We start from the raw sequence: 21,882 nt of genomic DNA on the forward strand, positions 1-21,882 counted from the left end.
TTAAGGGCGTAAATAGATAGTCGGCTTTTCAGCCGATAATAATTGAAGGAATAATGGTTGTTAAATAGTTGTCAAACAGCATTGGTAATGTGCTTATTGCTTGTTAGTCTGTCAATTATAAAGGAATTTATGTGGCTTGGGAAGCCCCTTTAGTGCACAGATAGATCGCCCTGGGTTCACAAGCATAGCTATCTACACCAATGCAGTCGAATCCCCGCGGCATGCGACCGCGGGGATTCGATGCGGGAAAAAAATTTGTGTAGATAGCTATAATTCACGAGAGGGGTATCATCCCTCATTAAGCATATTTTTTAATGCCGCTAAATGAGATTTTGCCACCGCTTTGGCGCGCTCTTCATTTTTCTCACCCGATTTCCCATACCATTCAATATGATCGCCGGGTAATTCCTCCAGGAAACGGCTTGGCTGACAATCCTGGACTTCCCCGCCACGGCGTCTTTGCCGGGCGAGGCTTAGACAGAGTTCACGCTGGGCTCGGGTGATGCCGACATAAGCCAGACGACGCTCTTCTTCAATCTGATCCTCGTCAATACTGACCCGGTGCGGCAATAAATCCTCTTCCATTCCTACCAGATACACAAAAGGGAACTCAAGGCCTTTGGAAGCATGCAGAGTCATCAGCTGGACGGCTTCCTTATCTTGTTCATCGGCCTGCTCGAGAATATCAATCAGAATTAGTTTATTAATTATATCAACCAGATTCTGATCGGGGTTTTTAGTGAGCAGGCGATCGATCCATTCCAGCAATTCCCAAATGTTGTCCATGCGTTTCTGCGCTTTAGCGGGGGTATCGCATTGCTCATAAATATAGGCTTCATAGCCCGATTCCTCAACCATTTCGCGCAGTGTTTCCGCTACCGGTTGGCTTTCCAGCCTTTTGTTAACGCCCAATATCCATTGCTTGAATTGCTGTAATGCCTGGCGCGGCTTGTCGGCAAGTGTTTCAGAAAGGGCAATATGGTCTGCGCAGTGAAACAGGCTGTCACCACGTTCCTGTGCGTAATGACCGAGGCTGTCTAAACTGGCTTCACCAATCCCGCGTTTTGGGGTGTTGATGATGCGAAGAAAAGCCGCATCATCCTGGGGATTACAGAGTAGTTTCAAATAAGCAAAAACATCTTTAACCTCGCTTCGGGCAAACCAGGACTGTCCCCCGCTTAAACGATAGGCAATACCGTGGTGACGCAGTAATTTTTCAAACACGCGCGACTGATGGTTGCCGCGATACAGAATGGCATAATCTCCGTATTGCTTGCCGTGGCGTAAACGATGGCTGATTAAATCAGCAATTACCTGTTCCGCTTCATCCTGCTCATCCTTACAGCAAAGAACACGCAGCATTTCACCATAGCCTAATTCGCTCCACAGGGTTTTGTCGAATAAATGGGAGTTATTTGAAATGAGCGTGTTGGCGACATGTAAAATGCGGCCTGTTGAGCGGTAGTTTTGCTCCAGCTTAATAATTTTTAGCTGTGGATAATCCCGTTGCAGCTGCTCGAGATTTTCCGGTCTGGCGCCTCGCCAGGCATAAATGGACTGATCATCATCGCCTACCACGGTGAATTGTGCACGAAGCCCGGTGAGCAGCTTCACTAACAAATATTGACTGAGATTGGAATCCTGGTATTCATCAATCAGTAAATGGCGAACCCGGTTTTGCCAATAATCCTTGACCTCTTCATGATCGCGCAGAAGATTAACGGCAAGCATGATCAAATCATCGAAATCCACTGCATTATAGGCACGCAGCGCATTTTGATAGCGCTCATAAATAGCCAGGGCATCTAGGAAAATGGGGCTGTCGGGCGTTTTACTGGTCAAATCTCCGGGTTTTAACAGGTCGTTTTTCCAACGAGAAATTTGCTGCTGGATCTGAGCCAGGTAATCGCGGTCATTGCCTTTAGCTGGCGGCAGAAAATTGCGAATTAACTGCAGACAGTCTTCGCTGTCAAGGATGGAGAACCCTGGTTTTAAATTGCAGAGTTTTACATGCTTTTTAATCATCGTCAGGCCAAAGGTATGGAAGGTGGCGACTTTAAGCCCGCGGCGATTATGGGCAGACAGTACGGAGTTAACCCGTGATCGCATTTCATTAGCCGCTTTATTCGTGAAGGTTACAGCAAAAACAGAGCGTGCCTGATAACCACATTCCTCAATCAAATAGGCGATTTTCTGTGTGATAACGCGTGTTTTGCCGCTACCTGCGCCGGCTAATACTAGTAATGGCCCATCGATATAACGAACTGCAGCCATTTGCTGGGGGTTTAACATAGGCGATCCGAAATTAAAAGATGAATTATCGCCTGACATTCCTGAGCAAACAATCATAAATGTGCTAGAATTACCAACATTTTTGAATATTCCTATTTTGTAGAGAGAAAAGAATTGGATAATCTGCAGCGTTTTATATTTGAGCATGCCAGTATTCGTGGAGAGATCGCTCATTTGCATGAAACCTATCGTACGATTATGAGTCAGCATGCCTATCCTGAGATGGTCAAGTATTTGCTGGGCGAAGCATTAATATCCTGTCTGCTATTATCTGGCAGCATTAAATTTGAAGGGGATTTAAGCCTGCAGTTTCAAGGTGACAAACGCTTACCGCTGCTGCTGGTTCAATGCGACCATCAGCTTAATCTGCGCGGTTTTGCCAAATTTCAGGAAAATCTGGAAATTGCTGATTATGCCGAAGCTTTCCTGCAAGGCCAAATGGTTCTGACTATTAATCAATACCACAACACTCAGGTGTACCAAAGCGTGGTTCCTCTTTTGGCGACTTCCATGAGTGAGAATTTAACCCATTATTTTTCACAATCGGAACAGGTTGCTACCCGCGTTTGGCTTGCTGTTAATGAAGATCGCGCAGCAGGAATGCTTCTGCAGCTAATGCCTGGACAAGACAGTTTACAACGCGAGCATTTCTGGGAGTATGCCGTCCATCTGGGCCAAACTGTCAGTGAGAATGAGCTATTAACCCTGGATAATCAAACCTTACTCTATAGGCTTTACCATGAAACAGAGCTTCGATTATTTGACGAAAGGGCAACGCAATTCAAATGCCGCTGCAGCCCTGAAAAAATGAAACAGGTCATCACCGTTCTGGGTGAAGAAGAAGCAAAAAAACTGTTAGAAGAGAAAGGTAAAATCGATATCAGCTGCGATTTCTGCAACAGCCATTTCTCTTTTGATTCCATTGACGTTGCCATGTTGTTCAGAACCTAACGACTGGGGTTCTCGCCCTAGGGGAGGCTTGTTTTAACGTTACCTAGTCCAGGGTAGACCAACCCGCCCTAAATGCCGGCTTGTCCTGAGAGTTCCTCATCTTTTATCTCAATCCGTTCGGCCAAAGGAGGCGCTTTAGCGGCGTCTCGAAGGCTCCATTCAATGCCAAGCCTTCGAGACGGAGCTTTGCTCCTCCTCAGGCCGAACGGTTCCGATACAATCCGATCCAAGGTGAAAATAGGCATTCAAAGCTCTGCTCTCTGGATTAATCCTCTACTTTTACCTCAATACGTTTTTCCACCGCATGGTTTTTCTTGGGAATAATCACCTCCAGGACACCATGTTTGCACTTGGCGCTGATTTTTCCTTCATCTGCGGTTTGGGGAAGACTAAAGCGGCGATAGAATTGCCCTTGGCTACGCTCCATTCGGGAATAGCCTTCTTTCTCTTCCGATTTTTCAAAATAGCGCTCCCCTTGGATAGTTAATAGATTGTTTTCAAGAGAAATATGAATATCCTCCGATTTCACCCCCGGGATATCAGCGATAACGACAAAACGGTCTTTTTCTTCCTTAATATCGACTGCAGGAGCCCAAGTACCTGTATCGACAAAAGAGGCGTCTTGAGTCTTGAAAAAATTTTCTAATAAACTGCCAATGTCTTTCCGAATTGGAAAATAATCACGTTTTATACCATTCATTACGGTCTCCTTTTGTAATTGGTTCATGTAATTAGTAGTTAGGGTCTAATTTATATTTTTCAAGTACTGATTGCGACTATTGGGTGCTTTCATTAGGGTCAATAGATAACTGCTGATCTGCATTAAGCGGCTTGGCCTTGTAAGTGTCGCAGGTGTCAATTTCGAGCGTTTTTCCCCCTCTTAACAAACAAATAATCCGAAAACCTTTAGGATTATAGAGATAAAGGGTCAAATGGTGGGGCTCTTTACCCTCCAGATTAACAATATAATTTTCAGGATTCGGAATTATTTTTAACTGGTCACTGATGCATTTCGCCAAAGACAGGCCATCGTTTTTATTCGTTTGCTGTACGTAACATTTTTGCATGCTGTGGACTGCTGTCTCAATGAAAGCATCATTTGCAGCACTGGCGACAGAGAAATGCAGAAATAATGCAATTAAAGCTGATAAGCGTCCATTCATAATCTTGCTGTAATAAAAGAGGTTTATTAAATTATACATTATCCAGCGAACAAAGATATTTTAGTTTTGGCTGGAAAAATCTGTATTGATCAAATCAATCTGCAATGATTCAATTTCGCGAAGAGCATTAGCTTTCAAATTCAGCAATTGTGTGATAGCCGTTAAATCGAACTGAAATCGTTCCGGGGATAGATGAGTTTCACTGTTATTTTCAATGATTATATCCGCGCGATTTTTATAAGGTTTTACATATAGCTCATACATTGGCTTTACATAACGCCTGTATTGCGCAATCACTTTCTCAGTTGTTAAACCGCGCTCGGCAGTATCCCTTTCAATGCGCCTGATTAAACAGACATCTGCCTCTGCTTTTACAAATATTCTCATGTTGAATAATTCAGCGATATAGTCCGGATAAAAAATTAAAATGCCTTCCACAATAATGATGGGTGTGGGGGTAATTAATTGAGTCTCTTTTTTGCGGGTTGATGTGGAATAATCGTATAGGGGCATTTCAACGGATTGCCCAGATTTTAATTGCTTCAGATGCTCTGCCAAGCGCTCAAACTCAATACTGTCCGGGTGATCAAAATTAACTTCCAGCCACTGCTCAATAGGAGTGGTTCCCAAGCCTTTGTAATAGTTATCAGATGAAATAATGCTGCAGTGATCAGCACCATAATATTGCTGTAGTTCAGCGGCAACCGTTGTCTTGCCGGAGCCGGAGGCACCGGCTATTCCTATAAGAATGATATCCACAATTCACTCCACAGAGGGTTATGGAATAGCAAAGAATCGCTGTCTATCAAAGTATATGCAGCTTTAAGAAAAAATGTGGGGTTTTTAGCTGGCCACTCGAATGCTGATGTCCCTGGCATCGGAATAACCATGGTCGTCAATTACCCGTACCACAAATTTGCCGGGCTTGGCAGACCATAATAAGGGTTGATCATTAGTCGTCTGGCCGAGATAGTGATCATTAATAAACCAGTAGAGAGTTCTCACATCAGCATCTGTAACCGCTGCAAAGGGTATGAAGGTTTGCTGGTCAGAGTTAGCTTTGACAATATATCTGAGCTCGGACTGTGGGGATGTAATCTGCGGTGCCAATGATTTACTGGCCGACAAATTGCAGTCTGCTTCATAGGCAGGCGGAACGCGCCGCTGTATTCCGGCCTGTCTAAAAATTCTGGCCAGATCCGAAGGCCAGAATTCATAAATTTCAAAACGGGTATTCTGATCAAAATGGCAGGTACGAAGGCCTGTCCGTTGATTAATGGCTACCTCGCGATAGATTGTGTCTGTTTTGATGGGTGATTTTCCCGGAATAAACCAGCTCATTTCCGTATCTTTGCAGTAACGGGTGGGCAAAAGCCCTGACGCTTTACAAACAGGAATCCGAGTCAGATTCATCCTTTCAGGATGTTTGTCGATTGGTTTCAGCGGACCGTTTTCATGCTGAATTGCTTCAACCAGTTCGAAGAACAAAGGGGCTGCGATATTTTTGCCTACAAAAGCCGGATTTCCCTTATTATTAAAATTGCCTATCCAGACGGTTAGAACATAGGGTCCGAATATACCTACGGTCCAGGCATCGCGATATCCTGAGGAGGTTCCTGTTTTCCAGGCAACAGGCAGGCTGCGTGTTTTAAACAGCAGATCACTTCGTGGTGTTTCCTTTAACATTTCCATCACCAGAAAGCTGGCTTCCCGACTTAACAAAGGCTTTCCAGTAACGCCGGGTGTTTCTTTTAACATGCGCAATGGCCGCCATAAGCCGTTATTGGCGAGTATGGCATAAAGGGTAGTCAATTCCTTCATGGTGACTTCGGCGCCCCCCAGGGTCAGCGCAAGGCCATAATAGGATTCAGATTTAAGCTGGCTGATTTGTGCCTGTTCAAGTAATCCAAACAAACTGGGTTTGGATAATTGACTGGCTAAAAAAATTGCTGGAATATTTCTGCTTAGGATAAGCGCATCCTTTGCCCTGATAGGCCCCATAAAATCATTATCAAAATTTTCAGGATTATAAGCGCCGAAACTATGCGGTACATCTTTGAGTACGGTCGAAGGATGAATCAAGCCCTGATCTAGTGCCAATGCATAAATAAACGGCTTAAGTGTTGAGCCTGGAGAACGCTTAATCTCCATGCCATTAATTTGACCGCCAATGCTGGAATCATAGAAGTTAGCCGAGCCCATCGCGGTTTTAACGCTCATATCGCGCGTATCAATTAATAAAACTGCAGCATTAAATACACCGATGCCTTTTTTCCTCTGCAAATAGCGTTGTGTGATTCGTTCAACCAGGGATTGTAGCTTCAGATCCAGGGTTGTATGAATCTGCTGCTGGCCGCCATTGCTGGCTAGAAGACTATTTACAAAATGAGGGGCCGCGAAGGGAAGATCACGGATAGTCTTCATCGCCAAAGGCAGTGCCATGGCATTTTCATAGCGCTTATCTTCTGGATGGATTTGCAGCCAGCGATTAAAAAGTTTGTTCCGAATTCCCTTGAGTTGCTGGTTTTTTGGCGTTCGTTTGCCGGGGTTTTGCGGGATGACGCTTAGTGTAAGGGCTTCGGGCAAACCCAATTGATTTGCCGAGTGATTGAAATAAATCTGGCTCGCTGCGCCAATGCCTTCAATATTGCCGCCGTAGGGCGCCAGATTCAAGTAAGCTTCCAGAATCTGTTGTTTGCTATAGTGCCGCTCCAGCTGGATTGCACGAATCATCTGCAGCAGCTTGCCTGTCCATTTTTTAGAATTGACATTAAATCGTATTCTTGCCAACTGCATGGTAATCGTTGAGGCGCCTTGCCGCCGCGATCGAATTACATAGGTTTGCCAGCCGGCTTTTAGCATGGCGACGGGGTTTAAACCGGGATGTTGATAGAAATACTGATCTTCCTGGAGGAGCGTGGCCTCAATAAGCTGCGGCGAAATATCTGAAAGCGGTAAATAAAGCCGGTATTTCTCATCCCGGCTTAAGCTAAGGCGCAGGAGATGCCCATTTTCATCCCAGACTGCGGTGGAAAAGGGAATACCTTGCAGGAGCGGTGGTTTGGGCAAGCAATAATAAGCCAAGGCTAGCGCGGCGCTAAGCAGAAGCGAAAAAATTATTGTCAAACGATATTTCATAATTAATGAAGTGGTGATAGACTAAAACCGCGCAGATTAGAGCAAATTTAAAGCAATTCGAATGAAATAGCCAGTAAAATTTCAATTCAGTATTGATTTAATATCGAATATTGCGAAACGAAAAAGACTTCTTTCCAAAGTCTGATAGTTCAACTCCTCCATTTCCGGGTCATTCCCATGAACAAAAAATCGTTGTTTAAACCATTTATAGCTGTCGGCGCTTTTTTTGCCCTCTTGTTTGGCCGTGTCCAATGGAGCAGCCCGCCATGGATGACCGGATTAAGGCAGAGGGCAGTGTCCAGGCCAGGGCTGTTTTGGGGAAGCACTGTTGCAATTCTTTTGCTATTATCCGGCGCTATTTATGGCTACGTCTGGTATAAAAATTTACCCCAGCCAGAGCTGATCTCTGCAGTGATCACTCCTCCGGACATTACGCCGCTGGAAGAGGAGCTGACCCCTGATGATCTGGTTATTAATTTCGGTATTCAAAAAGATGAATTGATTCCACAATCGGTTGCGCCGCTCAAACTCATTGGCAAAGAGGTAACTGAGGGAATTGAGTTGGTTCCGGATATGCCGGGTGAGTGGGCATGGGATAGTGACAGCCGCTTAATATTTACGCCTGAAAAGGATTGGCCAGCCGGTCAAACCTATGAAATTCGCTTCAATAAAGACGTATTTACTGCCAATGCAAAAATGGAGAAATTGCGCTACCAGTTTTCAACCAAGCCTTTTGAGGCCAAAATAGCGGCGCTTAGTTTTTACCAGGATCCGGTTGATGCCAAAAACAGGCAAATTGTTGCCACGGTGAACTTTAATTTTCCTGTCGACAGCAACAGTTTTGAAGAGAAAGCCGCCCTCATTCTGCAGGAGATTAAAAATAATCAATTAAACCTTGATGCCAGGCATTATAAATTTACTGTAAGCTATGATAAATACAAACGCATTGCCTATCTTCGATCAGAGCCGCTCTCTTTGCCGGAAGTGTCCCGTTATGTGCAATTGCTTATACCAAAAGGTATTGAAGCAGAAAGCGGCTCCGCTAGAACCGCGCAGAACATTAGTCAGAATCTGTTAATTCCGGATGCCAGTAATTATTTCAAGCTTAGCGCAGCCGATGCATCGATCATTCGAAATGAAAGGGACAGACCCGAACAGATTTTAAATCTGGAAACTACATTGGGGGTAACGGAAGCGGCTATGAACAAGGCTTTGCATGTTTATCTGTTGCCGCAGAATTATCCCGCTACTGCATCGGAACCAGAAAAGCCTAATTATGAATGGCAGAACCCTGGCGAAGTGAATGCTGCCATTCTGGCACTGTCCAAGCCCCTTGCCATGCAGGCTCTGCCGCCAGATCGTAACTATGCCTCATTGCACAGCTACCGTTTCAGCAGCAATACCCCCCAGTATCTCTACCTCAAGCTTGATAAAGGCTTGCGTGGATTTGGCGACTTTGTCCTCTCGACTGATTATGTGGCAATCATTAAAGTTCCAGAACTTCCCAAAGAAATCAGTTTCCTGCACAAAGGGGCATTACTGGCATTGGCTGGTGAAAAAATGCTTTCTGTGGCAGTTCGCGGTGTCCCGGCGGTTAAGTTTGAAGTGGCCCGCGTATTACCCGACAATATCAATCAGCTCGTTACTCAAACCCAGGGCGATTTTAATAATCCCTATTTCATTAATCAGAGTTTTAACCAACAAAATATCAGTGAAATTTTCTCGGAAATCCAGCAGTTTGATACCTCCGATTTAACCAGACAAAACTATACGGCATTGGATCTTGGCAAGTACCTCTCCGCGCAGACCAATACGGGCGGACCGCAGGGTTTATTCCTGTTGCAGGCCACTGGCTGGGATGTTCAGCAAAAGCAAGCGCTTGATGTTAAAACCAGCCGCCTCATCCTGATGACTGATTTGGGATTATTGGCAAAAGATAATAATGACGGCACTCACGATATATTTGTTCAGTCTATCGCTCAAGGCGTTCCTGTTGCCAATGCAACGGTTTCAATTCTTGGGAAAAATGGCCTGCCATTATTGACGCGGATGACCAATGAGCAAGGGCAAGCGAGCTTTCCTGTGTTAAGCGACTATGTCGATGATCGCGAGCCTACTGTTTATCTGGCCAGTTTGGGTAATGACGTTTCGTTTATCCCTTACAACAATTCCAATCGGCAGTTGAATTTTTCCCGGTTTGACGTGGGCGGTCTTTATATTAATAACCAGGATTTGAATAGTCTGAGTGCTTATCTGTTTTCCGACCGGGGAATTTATCGACCTGGGGATGAAGCGCATTTTGGGATGATTATCAAACAGGCCTATGCATTTTCACAGCCTGCAGGATTGCCCTTGCAAGTGACGATTACCGATCCGCGCGGTACAACCGTTCTGGATAAAAAACTAACCCTGGATAACACCGGTTATCTGACGCTTGATTTCCCTACTACCGCAACGTCCCCTACTGGGCAATACCAGGTGAGTTTATATGTAATCAAGGACAATAATCCGCAAAGTTTACTGGGAAGTACCAGTATTCGGGTTGCCGAGTTTCAACCTGATCGGATGCGAATCACTTCAGCTTTTTCTGAAAAATCAGCGGAAGGCTGGGTTTCTCCCGATCATTTAAGTGCCCAGGTGAGTTTGTGGAATCTGTATGGAGCGCCCGCTGCCGATCGAAAAGTAAGCGCCCGCATATTGCTCTCTCCACAGCGGGTACAATTTTCAAAATTCCCCGAATATATTTTTATCGACCCATTCCTCGACCCGAACAAACCGGCAAAGACTTACACAGAAGATTTACCGGATACTCGTACCAATGAAAAAGGAGAGGCCGAACTGGCGCTTAACCTGAACCGCTTTGACAAGGCTACCTATCAGCTGACATTCTTTGCAGAAGGATTTGAAGCGGAAGGTGGACGCAGTGTAAGCACACAAAGTTCCGTCCTGGTGAGTCCTTTAAATTATTTTATCGGCTATAAACCAGATGGCGATCTGGCATACATCAAACAAAATGACAAACGCCGTGTTGATTTTGTTGCTGTTGATCCTCAGTTAAAGCAGTTAGCTGTCGATGAACTTAAACTGCAATGGATTTCTTTAAGGCCGGTTGTTACGCTGGTGAAAAACCCCAATGGCAGTTATCAATATCAATCGATTATCCAGTCGACAGTACTTGATAGCAAAGCATTTAAAGTGGATGTGCAAGGTACTCCCTATGAGTTACCCACGCAGCAAATTGGGGATTTCGCGATTAAGATACTGGACAAGAACAATGTTGAATTGAGTCAATTCAAGTACAGTGTTGTGGGTAACAGCCAGGTGCCATTAGCTCGAAATGCGGAACTGAGTATCAAACTCAACAAGGAAGAATACAATGCCGGCGAAGATATCGAGCTGCAAATCACCGCACCTTATACCGGCGCAGGCTTAATTACGATTGAGCGTGATAAGGTTTACACCAGTCAGTGGTTTAAAACGGACAGTACCAGCTCCATTCAAAAAATTCGCATCCCTGCGGATTTCCAGGGAAATGGGTATGTGAATGTCGCTTTTGTGCGTAACTGGGATTCACCTGAAATTTTTATAAGTCCCTTGAGCTATAGTGTTGTACCTTTCAGTGTGAACCATGATAACCGCTCCATTCATATTGCCTTAAAGGCTGAGGATGAAGCGAAACCCGGTATGCCGCTGACTATTGAGTATCAAAGCGATAAGCCTGGAAAGATTATTGTATTTGCTGTCGATGAAGGTATTCTCCAGGTTAGTCGTTATGCGACTCCAAACCCGCTGGCATTCTTCTTCCAGAAATACGCTCTGCAGGTGTTAACGCAACAGACCGTTGATCAGATTTTGCCAAAATATATCCGCGAGCGGGAATTATCAGCAGTTGGCGGCGATGATGGTGAAGAGTTATTAGCCAGCCACTTAAATCCTTTTAAACGCAAAACCGATTTACCAGTGGTATTCTGGTCTGGACTTTTACCGACGGATACAATGCCGCGGCAAGTAACCTATGAGGTGCCTGACTATTTCAATGGCAGCCTGCGCATTATGGCGGTGGCTGTGGGTGACAATGATCTGGGCTCTGTGGAAAAACAAGTGAAGATCAAAGGGAACTTCATTATTAATCCCAATGTACCCAATTTTGTGGCGCCAGGGGATGAGTTTGATGTAACCGCAAGTATTGCTAATAATGTCAAAGATTCAGGGGCTGCTGCTAAAATCAGCGTAGAGGTGGTAGCTTCCCCTGCGTTGGAAATTGTTGGAAGCGGCAAGGAAATCATTGAAATTGATGAAGGCAAGGAAAAAACGGTACGATTCCATGTTAAAGCCAAAGCGGAGTTAGGCAATGCTGATTTAAGCTTTAGCGCAAGCCTGAACAATAAAATGAGCAAAATGAACGCCAGTTTAAGTGTTCGTCCGGCCAGCAGTTACCTGACCACGGTGAAAAGCGGCCGTAACACAGCAAAGACGATGAACCTGGCGATTGATCGTGCGCTATACCCTGAATATCGCCAGGTGCAGGCGGCTGTATCCAGCAGTCCACTCATTTTGGTTGCAGGCTTGCAACGTTATCTGGATAACTATCCCTATGGCTGCACTGAGCAGCTGACCAGTAAAGCCATGCCTCTTCTTGCGATGGGCAATCAGCCGCAACTGGATAATGACGGCCAGTTAGTCAGGCAGCGGGTTATTGAAACCATTCAAATGCTGGGACAGCGTCAGATGACGACTGGCGGTTTCAGTTATTGGCCCGGGCTTGGTGAAAACAGCAGCAATGATTTTGCTTCGGTTTATGCAATGCATTTCCTGACTGAAGCACGAGAGCAGGGCTATAGTGTTTCCAATGACATTATTTACTATGGCGTAAACTACTTAAAAGAGTTGGCCGAACGGAAATATACCGATCTGTATCAAGGGCGCATTCAGGCTTATGCTATTTATGTGTTAACACGCAATGAGATTATTACCAGTAACTATCTCACCAATCTTCAACTCAGTCTGGAGCAGGATAAAACGAGTAATTGGCAGCAGGATATCACTGGAGCATATATTGCTTCGACTTATCAGCTGCTAAAAAACTTTTCTGAAGCGGAACGGTTAATCAGACAATACAAGATCAATAAGCAATCTGTAGATTTGGGCGACTTCTATGACGGCAGCATCGCCAATGCCCAGTATTTGTATCTTGTTGCGCGCCATTTCCCGCAGTTATTGGCGTCAGTGGCCGATCAATTAATTATGCCTCTGGTTGAGTCAATTAATGCCAATGAAATAAATACTGTGCTGTCGGGTTATACCAGTCTGGCTTTAAATGCTTACAGCCAAACTCTGCCGCAAGCGCAAAGCCAGGGTTTATCCATACTGGCTACTATTGCGGGTCAGCAAAGGCCTTTACAGCCTATGGACAAAGCGTATCAAAAGGTTGATATTAACAATCAGACTACGGCAGTTACTATTGATAATCCCGACAATATTACGTATTTCTATCAATTAACTCAGGCTGGTTTTGATAAAAACAAAACAGACAAGCCTTTAAGCCAGGGCATGGAGATATTGAGGGAATATCGTGATGACGAAGGCAACACGATAAGTTCTGTTACACTGGGATCTGAAGTAGAAGTTCATATTCAGCTGCGCAGCCTCGATAACCGCTATATAAACAATATTGCTGTTGTCGATTTATTGCCGGGTGGATTTGAGGTCGTTCGTGATTCCGTAAAAACAGAGAATATGGATTATGCAGACATACGCGAGGATCGGGTTATCTTCTTTGGCAGCTTGGGTAATGAAGCGAAGGAGTTAAGCTACCGAATTAAGGCTGTAAATATCGGGCAGTTTACTGTACCGCCTGCTCTGGCTGAATCAATGTACGATCCCGCAGTTAAAGCCTTGGGAGTCAGTTCCGTATTTTCTGTTAATCAATAGATGACGGATCATATTCTAGCCTAAGCTGTTATTTTCATTAGCCAACGTTCCGCGACTTGTTCGCGGAATCCGGACTGTGACGAGCAGCAGGCTCACACGTACTTAACAGTGGTAACGAGGTTCTGCACCATTACCAGAAGGGATGAAATGGTAAATCTGGTTAAGCTTAGCCATAAAACACGAAATTACATTCAGCAAATGAATAAGTCCAATCAGGGTGTAGACTATTTCCCTAAGGAGTTTTCTGAAGAAGAGTTGCCATTATCGTCAATCCTTCCATGGCTAAAAAAAAATCCGGTCACCAATTCTGACCAGCAATTTATTCTGGAACAAGTACAGGCTGCTTTGCTGAAGGATATATACAGGACATTAGACGATGAGCCTAAGGCGGTCAGAAAAAAAAACAAGTGGGGACAGTTCAAATTTATATTTCTGCTTATTTGTGGAACTCTTTATTTTATTTGTGAAGGCTTTGACGGTGTGAGTAATGTCCTTGGGCTTTTTTCAATTCCTACTGCAGTAATTTTTTCAGCCAGCCTTTGTTTTTCTATTTTTTCCATTTTGCTTTTTTATGGACTCAATATAAGGGACTTGTCAAAAGAGTTCGGTGTTAAGATGCGCCAGGTTCCTGAGCTTACCAGTACTTATGCAAAGCAGATCAAACGAATCACTGCAATTCAGGCAAAGCTCGAAGAGATTTATGAGGAGCCGGGGTCTGTGGAATCATTGCAGGACTATCTGGCTCTTTCACAGGCCCTTAAATTGAAGTTTGCTGAGTTGGACGATGTGCGGTCCGCTTTACGTGCCAGGTGGTCGCATCCTGTCAGCAAAGGATTAAAATTATTGGTGGCAACCCTCCAGGGAATTATCATTTTCAGCGGCGCTTTTTGCGCTGGACAAACTTTGGCAATGTTTATTGCAGGGTGGATATTAAGTTCGGTTAGTCCAACTTTCTGGCCTGTTCTGCTTGTCAGCATTCTTGTTGGGCTCTCTGCCCTTGCCTGCTATTGGTGTTCTGAGAAATCAGAGATTGAAAACATGGTTGGAAGGCAACTGAACCTGGATGAAGAAACTTTCAGTTTAATCTGTGAGGAAGAGACCGTCACTAAACAGAAAATTCAGCTGGAAAAACTGGAGGGAAAGCTTGGGAACAAATTACAGAAAACAAAGAAACAGGCAAAGGCGCCTGAAAAGCAAGGGAGCAAAATTCCCGGTTTGACCCGCAGCACTTCATTCAATAGTTTTTTTCGCGATGAAATGTCAGATGCAGCCTTGATTGGCGAAATGTATCAAGGGGCAACAGCTTTTCTAAGGCCTTGATAGCCTTTGCTTATTAACGCTACAACAAGGAGGGTGTTGAAACGACCTGCTTAATACCCATTCCAATAGTCGCCAAATTTAAAGGCAGATACACCAGCAATGAATTGCCCAGATGGTAGTCTGGATTGATGGAAACATAATATTGATGCAAATGATTATTTTTATCAAAATGCGGATCTGTGCCATTGGCTAACGCAACCTGATGTTCAATAACCATGGGGTGTTCGGTATGAGCTACCCAGTGGTTATCTTCAATCAGGCAGGCTGCTCTTTCCAGGACATAATCTGGGGTCCTGGCATCCATTTTAGGATAAATATTGCGGTTAAAACTGTTTAAAAAGTGATAGCGGGATGGCGTATTGGTATGTGCAAAATAGATGAATTCATCCTCAGGATGCGCCAGTTTATCTTTCATCGCATGTGCAAGTCCGAATTTGGCTGCCACAAATCCTGGATTTACCCGCTGGTTATAATATGTTCCTCCCCAATAGGCAATCACTGGTTTATTCATAGGATTGATAACCTGCCGGCAAACACGCGTAAATCCAGTGAGATGATTGAATTGATCATAGTACAGGGCAAGCGCTCCAGGTTTATCAATGCCCAATACATCGTTTCGAAATTGTTCTGGACTTGGAATCTGATAATGGCGGCGCGTAAAGTTCTCAAGTATTGAAATGAGGCTTGCCAGCTTATCTTTTTCGCTGGGAAGCAAAATAATATCTGTTCTGGATATTATAGATTCAATCATTATTTTTCTCTGGAATCAAATACTTATAGACTTATAAGATGCAGTGGAAAAAGTCAACAAAGAAAGTGTAATAGAACCTTTCTCTATTAAAATGTGCTTCAAATAATTTCAGTCTGCACACAAATAAAATAAAACTCAGGGTTTGCAAAATCGCTAAATGCCCAAAGTCTCTTTAACAAACGGGATAGTAATTTTCCTTTGGGCGGCGAGAGAGGCTTCGTCTAGCTGCTCAAGGATTTGCAGTAGGTCATGCAAATTTCGGGTGCACCGTTTGATTAAATACAATGCAACACTGTCTTTCAATTGGAACCCTCGTTTCTCTGCAGCTTGTTGCACTACCTTAATTTTAGAATCATCGTTAAGTGCTTCCAAATGATAAGTGAGTCCCCAAGCCAGGCGTGAGCGCAGATCAGGCAAGCTAATAGCGGAAGCAGCTGGAGAGGTGGTGCTGGAAATGAGCAGGTGGGCGTCATTGTCACGAATTTTGTTAAATAAGTGAAAAATTGCCTCCTCCCATACACTGTCCCCTGCAATTTCATTAATGTCGTCGATTGCAATGAGCTGTTGTTGTTCCATTCCCTCCAGACAGGCCGGCCCCCATGTTTTTAACAGGCTTAATGGAAGGTAAGCTGATTGAAGATTCTGGCTGTTTGCCATTTGACAGCAAGCCTGTAGCAAATGGGATTTTCCACTGCCGGATTCTCCCCAGATGAAAAGATAGGGCTCTGTCTTATTATCAAAAAGGCTGTGAATTTGTTGGGCCAGCAGGGCATTACTTCCCCAACAAAAGTCAGAAAGCCTGGCGTCATAATTCTGTTGAATTTCTAAAACTAACTGACGGGTCATTGGCTGGTTTGACTAACTGAAAGGGCTTTCCGTCCCCAAGTCCACACATAATCAATATATGTTGCCGTAGTGGTGGCGGCGGTAAGAATAATTAAACTAAAAAGAACATAGCTTGAAAATTCGGAAAAGGCCAGTTGAAAAAGGCAAAGCGTAACCAGGAGCAATTGCAGGCCTGTATTGAATTTACTAAGACGAGTCGGTTCAAAATTAATGGGCTGGCGGATAAACACATACCAGGCCAAAACGCCAAAGGAAATTGTCAAATCTCTTAGAAAAACAAGAATAACCAGCCACCAGGGTAAAATTTCAAGTAAAGCCAGCGAAATAAAACTGGATGCAATCAGCAATTTATCGGCCAGAGGATCAATAAAAGAACCAAATGGGCTTGACCAGTTATAATGACGCGCAAGCCATCCATCCAGCCCATCGGTAAAACCGGCCAGCATGAAAATATAAAAGGCTTCCACGTACTCGCTTGCATATAAATGCCACAGAAAAGGCACAATTAGCAGCAAACGGCCTATGGTTAGCACGTTGGGTATATGTCTCAGAATGGAATGTGACACGCTATTTCAAAATGCTCCTGTATAAATTGGACGCTCAGCGATTTAAATAAGTTTATACAATACCATTGCTGCTGTCACCTATTCCCCGGGGTGCAAGAAAATGCAATGGCTTGTGGTTTATCCCAGCAAGGGATTCGCTATTGGATAATATGTACTTTCATTGACAGGCCTTGGCTGTAATCTTAAGCTTAATCGTTTCCTGACAAACCAGTTATCGGCAAACAAATAGTCTCGAATTTGCACAGCTCTGCAGCTATTTTCACTGAGGTGGGCTAGCAGCGTTTCTTTGATGATTTTCCAGAGAAGAGAAGGCTTAAGTTGAAAATCCCGGCATAAGGCCTGGAGTAAAGGCTGCAAGTGCCCCAGTAAAATCGTATTAATAAAGCCGGGCATGACCTCTGTGATGAGCCTCGCATCGAGACACTGCGTTTTTTTTAAAATAATTCCTTTAGGAAGACTTTTATCAATAATAAGCAGAACATCGCCCGAAGAAAACATCAGGCTCACATTCTCCTTCAGCAATAAATTCAGGAAGCTTGCCAAAAACTGCTGGGCGTATTGTGCAAAAAAGCGGAGCGGTGAAATGGCGCTGAGATGAACCATCTCTGTAATCAGTACCAGACCACTTGTAGGGCAAGGCTTAATTAATGCGTCAAAAGGAACGGCCACCTGATCATTTTTCAAAAAAAACAAAGGATTTTCTATTAATGAAGGTTCGAAGGAGCAAACCGGCGCTGTGTCCTGGTTCAATGATCTCACAACAAATAATCCATGTTCAAATTGATTTGCCTGCTCGAGTAACGTCTGTAAATTACCGGAGCCGGTTTGTCCGGATACAAACTGGCTGGCCAATGGCAGTTCCAGTTGTGCTTTGCTCTGTTTCGCAGGAATTAGCCAGGAAGGTGACATTGCCGGTTTGACCAATTGGTGATGGGGAACAAGCAGTAACGATTTCTGATCGATCAATTGGCTGTATTCAGTCTGAATAGCATTTCGCCATTGCCAGGGATGGACAGGAAGGGGGGTAAAATGGTCGGGGTTGTGCTGCATCCTGGCTATTTTTTCTTGCCAGGTTTTGTATTCAACAGGAAAACAACGCTGTATTTCCTGTGAAAACGCTGAAGCGGTGACGCTCTGCTTACGCAAAGCACACCAATGAAGGCTTGGCTGCGCATTGAATTGTGGTGCATACTGGAGAACTTCACGCGGTTTAAATGCGGAGGGGATGAAATGCTGAGACTCCAGGAATTCATAGGGGGAAGCCCATTGCTCGAGAAACACCAAGAGATTGTGCGGGTCATGTTTTATCAATAGCCGGGACCAAAAGCTTGTGGCATTCCCCATTTCACGGGCCAGCTCCTGATTCCAGCGTTGCTGGTAAAGTAGTATCATTGCTTGATGGGCAATGAAATTGTCGACATAGAGAAACAGTCGTTCCCATTGAAAAAAAGCGCTTTGAGCACTTTGCCGATAGAGGCGTTCTTTAAGTTGTGCAACAAAATCACGTGCTTCATGGCTGATAATTCCTGCTCCAAGATTTTCAGCTGTTGCCATTTGCTGCAACTGGCTGAGACAGGCACTTTGCGAGTGGATTATCGCCGTTTCAGTCTGCTGGTGGGAGCAGGCAATTCCAATTTCGAATAGAAGAAAGCGCAACTGATGGGTTAATCCATGGTAATCACCGTAAGCTAAAGCCATGACTCTCTCTTGCAGGTTAATGTCTGATAAATATAAATGATAATCATTCGCATTTGCAAGCTGCAGGCACAACTATTTGTATCCCGGACTCGCTACGCTACATCCAGGCTACAGACTTGGGAGAAGTATGATAAATGAGAGGGAGGGTATGGGGTTATTCTTCGTTCTTGCGGTATAGTACTGCCATGTTGCCAATGAGCTGAACCAGTTCAGCATGAAGGCTTTCACAAAGTTCTGAAAACATGGGTTGTCTGTCTTCTTTTTCAACGCCATAAATTTTGACCTTGATAAGTTCATGAGCCGTCAGTGCAATATTTGTTTCATCAATGACTGCTTGCGTTAAACCTTTCGCCCCAATTTGAATCACCGGCTTCAAATGATGTGCTTTTGCCTTTAATGATTGCCTGAATGCAGTGTCCATTTGTGGTCCTGATTAAAAAAAATCCAGATTATTGCACGTTTCGCTGGGAAAAGGTAGGAATTTTGAGTATTATGAAGCATTCTATGTTGAAATTATAAGTTTTATGCCGCGTTCCAAAAGTAGTAAGCGTTGGTTACAAGAGCATTTTGATGACTTTTATGTCAAAAAAGCGCAGGCGGAAGGTTATCGTAGCCGCGCCGTTTATAAACTGAAAGAAGTCGATGAGCGTGAGCATTTATTGCGGCCGGGCATGACCGTCGTTGATCTTGGCGCAGCCCCTGGCGGTTGGACGCAATATATTAGTGAAAAACTAAATGGCAAAGGGAATATCATTGCACTGGATATATTACCCATGGATCATCTTGCAGATGTTACTTTTATCCAGGGTGATTTTCGCGAGGATGAGGTCTTGCAGCAATTGCTTGCCCTAATACCTGCACGCAGTGTGGACTTGCTTTTATCGGATATGGCCCCAAATATGAGTGGGAGCTATGCAATTGACATTCCCAAAGCCATGTATCTGGCTGAACTGGCATTCGATTTTGGCGATAAAATGCTAAAACCTGGCGGCTCAATGCTTATGAAAGTGTTTCATGGGGAAGGCTTTGATGAACTGGTGAAGCTGATAAGAAAAAAATTTGGAAAGGTTGTTATCCGGAAACCGGCTGCGTCGCGTTCACGATCTCGTGAAACCTATTTGCTGGCTAAGGACTATAATTTATAGTAAGTTAATTCGTTCTGACGTCGTAGAATAGTTTTTTGCACGTTAGGAAGACAGGCAGATGCTTTTAAAGACATTTTTAGCATAATGCCGCCGTCTTAACTGGACAAAAGAGCTAAAGATACGCCCTTGAAGAGGTAAATGCTTTGAACGACATGGTAAAAAATTTATTTCTGTGGCTTGTAATCGCCATTGTACTGGTTTCTGTATTCAGTAATTTTGGCCCTCGGCATGCTGCAGCTGAAAAAATCTCCTACAGCCAGTTTCTAACCGAAATTGATCAAGGCGCTGTAAACGCCGTTACAATCGAAGATAATAAAATTATTAAAGGGGTTACTAAAAATAACCGCCGCTTTGTTACATACATGCCCATGCAGGATAATGCTTTACTAGGGCAATTGCTAAAGAACAAAGTCGATGTAAGCGGCCAGGAAAAACAACAGGAAAGCTTCCTCCTGCATATCTTTATTAACTGGTTTCCCATGCTATTGCTCATCGGTGTATGGATATTCTTTATGCGCCAGATGCAGGGCGGCGGCGGGCGCGGTGCTATGTCGTTTGGCCGTTCACGTGCGCGTCTCCTGGGCGAAGATCAAGTCAAAGTCACTTTTGCCGATGTTGCGGGTGTGGATGAAGCGAAAGAAGAGGTCAAAGAACTGGTTGATTTCCTTCGTGATCCAAGCAAGTTCCAGAATCTGGGTGGCCGCATTCCCCGTGGTGTGTTGCTGGTTGGCCCCCCGGGAACTGGTAAAACACTACTGGCAAAAGCAGTGGCCGGAGAAGCCAAAGTTCCCTTTTTTACCATTTCCGGTTCGGATTTCGTTGAAATGTTTGTCGGGGTGGGCGCTTCCCGTGTCAGAGATATGTTTGAGCAGGCTAAAAAGCATGCGCCCTGCATCATCTTTATTGATGAAATTGATGCGGTAGGAAGACATCGAGGTGCTGGCCTAGGCGGCGGCCATGATGAGCGGGAACAGACATTGAACCAGCTTCTGGTTGAAATGGATGGATTCGAAGGCAATGAAGGTGTAATTATTGTATCGGCTACAAATCGGCCCGATGTACTGGATCCGGCCTTGCTGAGACCAGGCCGATTTGATCGTCAGGTGGTAGTTCCTTTGCCAGATATTCGTGGCCGAGAACAAATTCTGAAAGTGCATTTACAGAAAGTGCCAATTGATAAAAGTGTCGATATTCTCCCTATTGCGAGAGGAACACCGGGATTTTCAGGTGCAGATCTTGCCAATCTGGTGAATGAGGCCGCTTTGTTTGCTGCGCGGGCCAATAAGCGAAAAGTAGGTATTTTAGAGCTTGATAAAGCCAAAGATAAAATCATGATGGGTGCGGAGCGTCGTTCAATGGTCATGGACGACAATGAGAAGAAATTAACAGCTTATCACGAAGCAGGTCATGCTATTGTGGGACTAATGGTTCCAGAGCATGATCCCGTTTATAAAGTTACAATCATTCCTCGAGGAAGGGCCCTTGGAGTAACCATGTTTCTTCCTGAGCAGGATCGTTACAGCCACAGCAAACGCCGTCTGGAGAGCCAGCTTTCAAGCTTATTTGGCGGACGAATTGCAGAGGAATTGATTTTTGGAGCGGACAGCGTGACCACTGGTGCTTCAAACGATATTATGCGGGCTACCGAGATTAGCCGAAAAATGGTTACCAGCTGGGGACTCTCTGCAATGGGACCGCTGACCTTTGGTGAAGAAGAAGGTGAAGTCTTTTTGGGACGTAGTATGTCTCAACGCAAGGAAATGTCGGATAGTACAGCTTATCAGATTGACGAGGAAGTGCGTCAGATCATTGATAGAAATTATCAGCGCGCGAAAGAAATTCTGTCTACCAATCTGGATAAATTGCATGTAATGGCGCAGGCATTAATTAAATACGAAACAATTGATTCCAATCAAATTGCAGAAATCATGGCAGGCCATGAACCATCACCCCCAGAGGATTGGACAGGACAAAAGCCCGATCCGAATGCTTCACCGTCTTTGGATAACCAGAAAATTAATGGCAAGCAGGTGGATCATCCGGCAGAGGGCCACTAGCAACACTCTACAGGCTTCCAGCGA

General features: G+C 44.5%; 15 protein-coding genes. 5 read left to right on the plus strand and 10 right to left on the minus strand.

The features are described 5' to 3' along the window. Positions 1-288 precede the first annotated feature (288 nt). Positions 289-2,292 (minus strand): UvrD-helicase domain-containing protein, encoded by a 2,004-nt coding sequence (locus tag DYH42_RS01575; protein WP_058523431.1) that lies wholly within the window; start codon positions 2,290-2,292, stop codon positions 289-291. A gap of 114 nt (positions 2,293-2,406) precedes the next feature. Between DYH42_RS01575 and hslO the strand changes: the two genes are divergently transcribed. Continuing rightward, complete coding sequence (hslO, locus tag DYH42_RS01580) at positions 2,407-3,243, plus strand: Hsp33 family molecular chaperone HslO (protein WP_237758994.1); 837 nt, start codon at positions 2,407-2,409, stop codon at positions 3,241-3,243. Positions 3,244-3,508: 265 nt separating this feature from the next. On the opposite strand, the gene DYH42_RS01585 is transcribed toward hslO, so the two are convergent. From DYH42_RS01585 to pbpC, 4 genes are all read right to left on the minus strand, one after another. Further along, entirely contained in the window at positions 3,509-3,943 is a 435-nt protein-coding gene (locus DYH42_RS01585; RefSeq protein ID WP_058523285.1) for an Hsp20/alpha crystallin family protein, read from the minus strand. 76 nt (positions 3,944-4,019) lie between these two features. After that, the gene (locus tag DYH42_RS01590; RefSeq protein WP_058523286.1) at positions 4,020-4,445 is read right to left on the minus strand and encodes a hypothetical protein; all 426 of its coding nucleotides are present in this window, start codon (positions 4,443-4,445) and stop codon (positions 4,020-4,022) included. A gap of 21 nt (positions 4,446-4,466) precedes the next feature. Beyond that, a complete protein-coding gene (gene udk / locus DYH42_RS01595) occupies positions 4,467-5,165 on the minus strand; it encodes a uridine kinase (RefSeq protein WP_058523287.1) in 699 nt (232 codons plus the stop codon). 84 nt (positions 5,166-5,249) lie between these two features. Continuing rightward, positions 5,250-7,544: a penicillin-binding protein 1C gene (pbpC, locus tag DYH42_RS01600; protein ID WP_058523288.1), complete on the minus strand. Its 2,295-nt coding sequence runs from the start codon at positions 7,542-7,544 to the stop codon at positions 5,250-5,252. A gap of 177 nt (positions 7,545-7,721) precedes the next feature. Between pbpC and DYH42_RS01605 the strand changes: the two genes are divergently transcribed. After that, a complete protein-coding gene (locus DYH42_RS01605; protein WP_058523289.1) occupies positions 7,722-13,475 on the plus strand; it encodes an alpha-2-macroglobulin in 5,754 nt (1,917 codons plus the stop codon). A 147-nt stretch (positions 13,476-13,622) separates the two neighbouring features. Further along, on the plus strand, positions 13,623-14,795 hold the full coding sequence (locus DYH42_RS01610) for a hypothetical protein (protein WP_058523290.1): 1,173 nt from the start codon (positions 13,623-13,625) through the stop codon (positions 14,793-14,795). 19 nt (positions 14,796-14,814) lie between these two features. Here the strand turns inward: DYH42_RS01610 and DYH42_RS01615 are convergent, their stop codons facing one another. From DYH42_RS01615 to yhbY, 5 genes are all read right to left on the minus strand, one after another. Next, the gene (locus tag DYH42_RS01615; protein WP_058523291.1) at positions 14,815-15,546 is read right to left on the minus strand and encodes a hypothetical protein; all 732 of its coding nucleotides are present in this window, start codon (positions 15,544-15,546) and stop codon (positions 14,815-14,817) included. 153 nt (positions 15,547-15,699) lie between these two features. Continuing rightward, a complete protein-coding gene (gene hda / locus DYH42_RS01620; protein WP_058523292.1) occupies positions 15,700-16,392 on the minus strand; it encodes a DnaA regulatory inactivator Hda in 693 nt (230 codons plus the stop codon). Further along, positions 16,389-16,958, minus strand: a complete 570-nt coding sequence (locus DYH42_RS01625) for a CDP-alcohol phosphatidyltransferase family protein (protein WP_237758996.1) — start codon at positions 16,956-16,958, stop codon at positions 16,389-16,391. The genes hda and DYH42_RS01625 overlap by 4 nt, the downstream gene beginning before the upstream one ends. 117 nt (positions 16,959-17,075) lie before the next feature. Then, positions 17,076-18,656, minus strand: a complete 1,581-nt coding sequence (locus DYH42_RS01630) for an IucA/IucC family protein (protein WP_131792973.1) — start codon at positions 18,654-18,656, stop codon at positions 17,076-17,078. Between the two features lie 154 nt (positions 18,657-18,810). Continuing rightward, positions 18,811-19,077 carry a ribosome assembly RNA-binding protein YhbY gene (yhbY, locus tag DYH42_RS01635; RefSeq protein ID WP_058523294.1) on the minus strand — a complete coding sequence of 89 codons (267 nt, stop codon included), beginning with the start codon at positions 19,075-19,077 and terminating at the stop codon, positions 18,811-18,813. A gap of 103 nt (positions 19,078-19,180) precedes the next feature. Between yhbY and rlmE the strand changes: the two genes are divergently transcribed. Next, the gene (gene rlmE, locus DYH42_RS01640; protein WP_058523295.1) at positions 19,181-19,801 is read left to right on the plus strand and encodes a 23S rRNA (uridine(2552)-2'-O)-methyltransferase RlmE; all 621 of its coding nucleotides are present in this window, start codon (positions 19,181-19,183) and stop codon (positions 19,799-19,801) included. 152 nt (positions 19,802-19,953) lie between these two features. Continuing rightward, the gene (ftsH, locus tag DYH42_RS01645; RefSeq protein ID WP_058523296.1) at positions 19,954-21,858 is read left to right on the plus strand and encodes an ATP-dependent zinc metalloprotease FtsH; all 1,905 of its coding nucleotides are present in this window, start codon (positions 19,954-19,956) and stop codon (positions 21,856-21,858) included. Positions 21,859-21,882 lie beyond the last annotated feature (24 nt).

The sequence above is a fragment of the Legionella birminghamensis genome, assembly GCF_900452515.1.
Classification (GTDB): Bacteria; Pseudomonadota; Gammaproteobacteria; order Legionellales; family Legionellaceae; genus Legionella_C; species Legionella_C birminghamensis.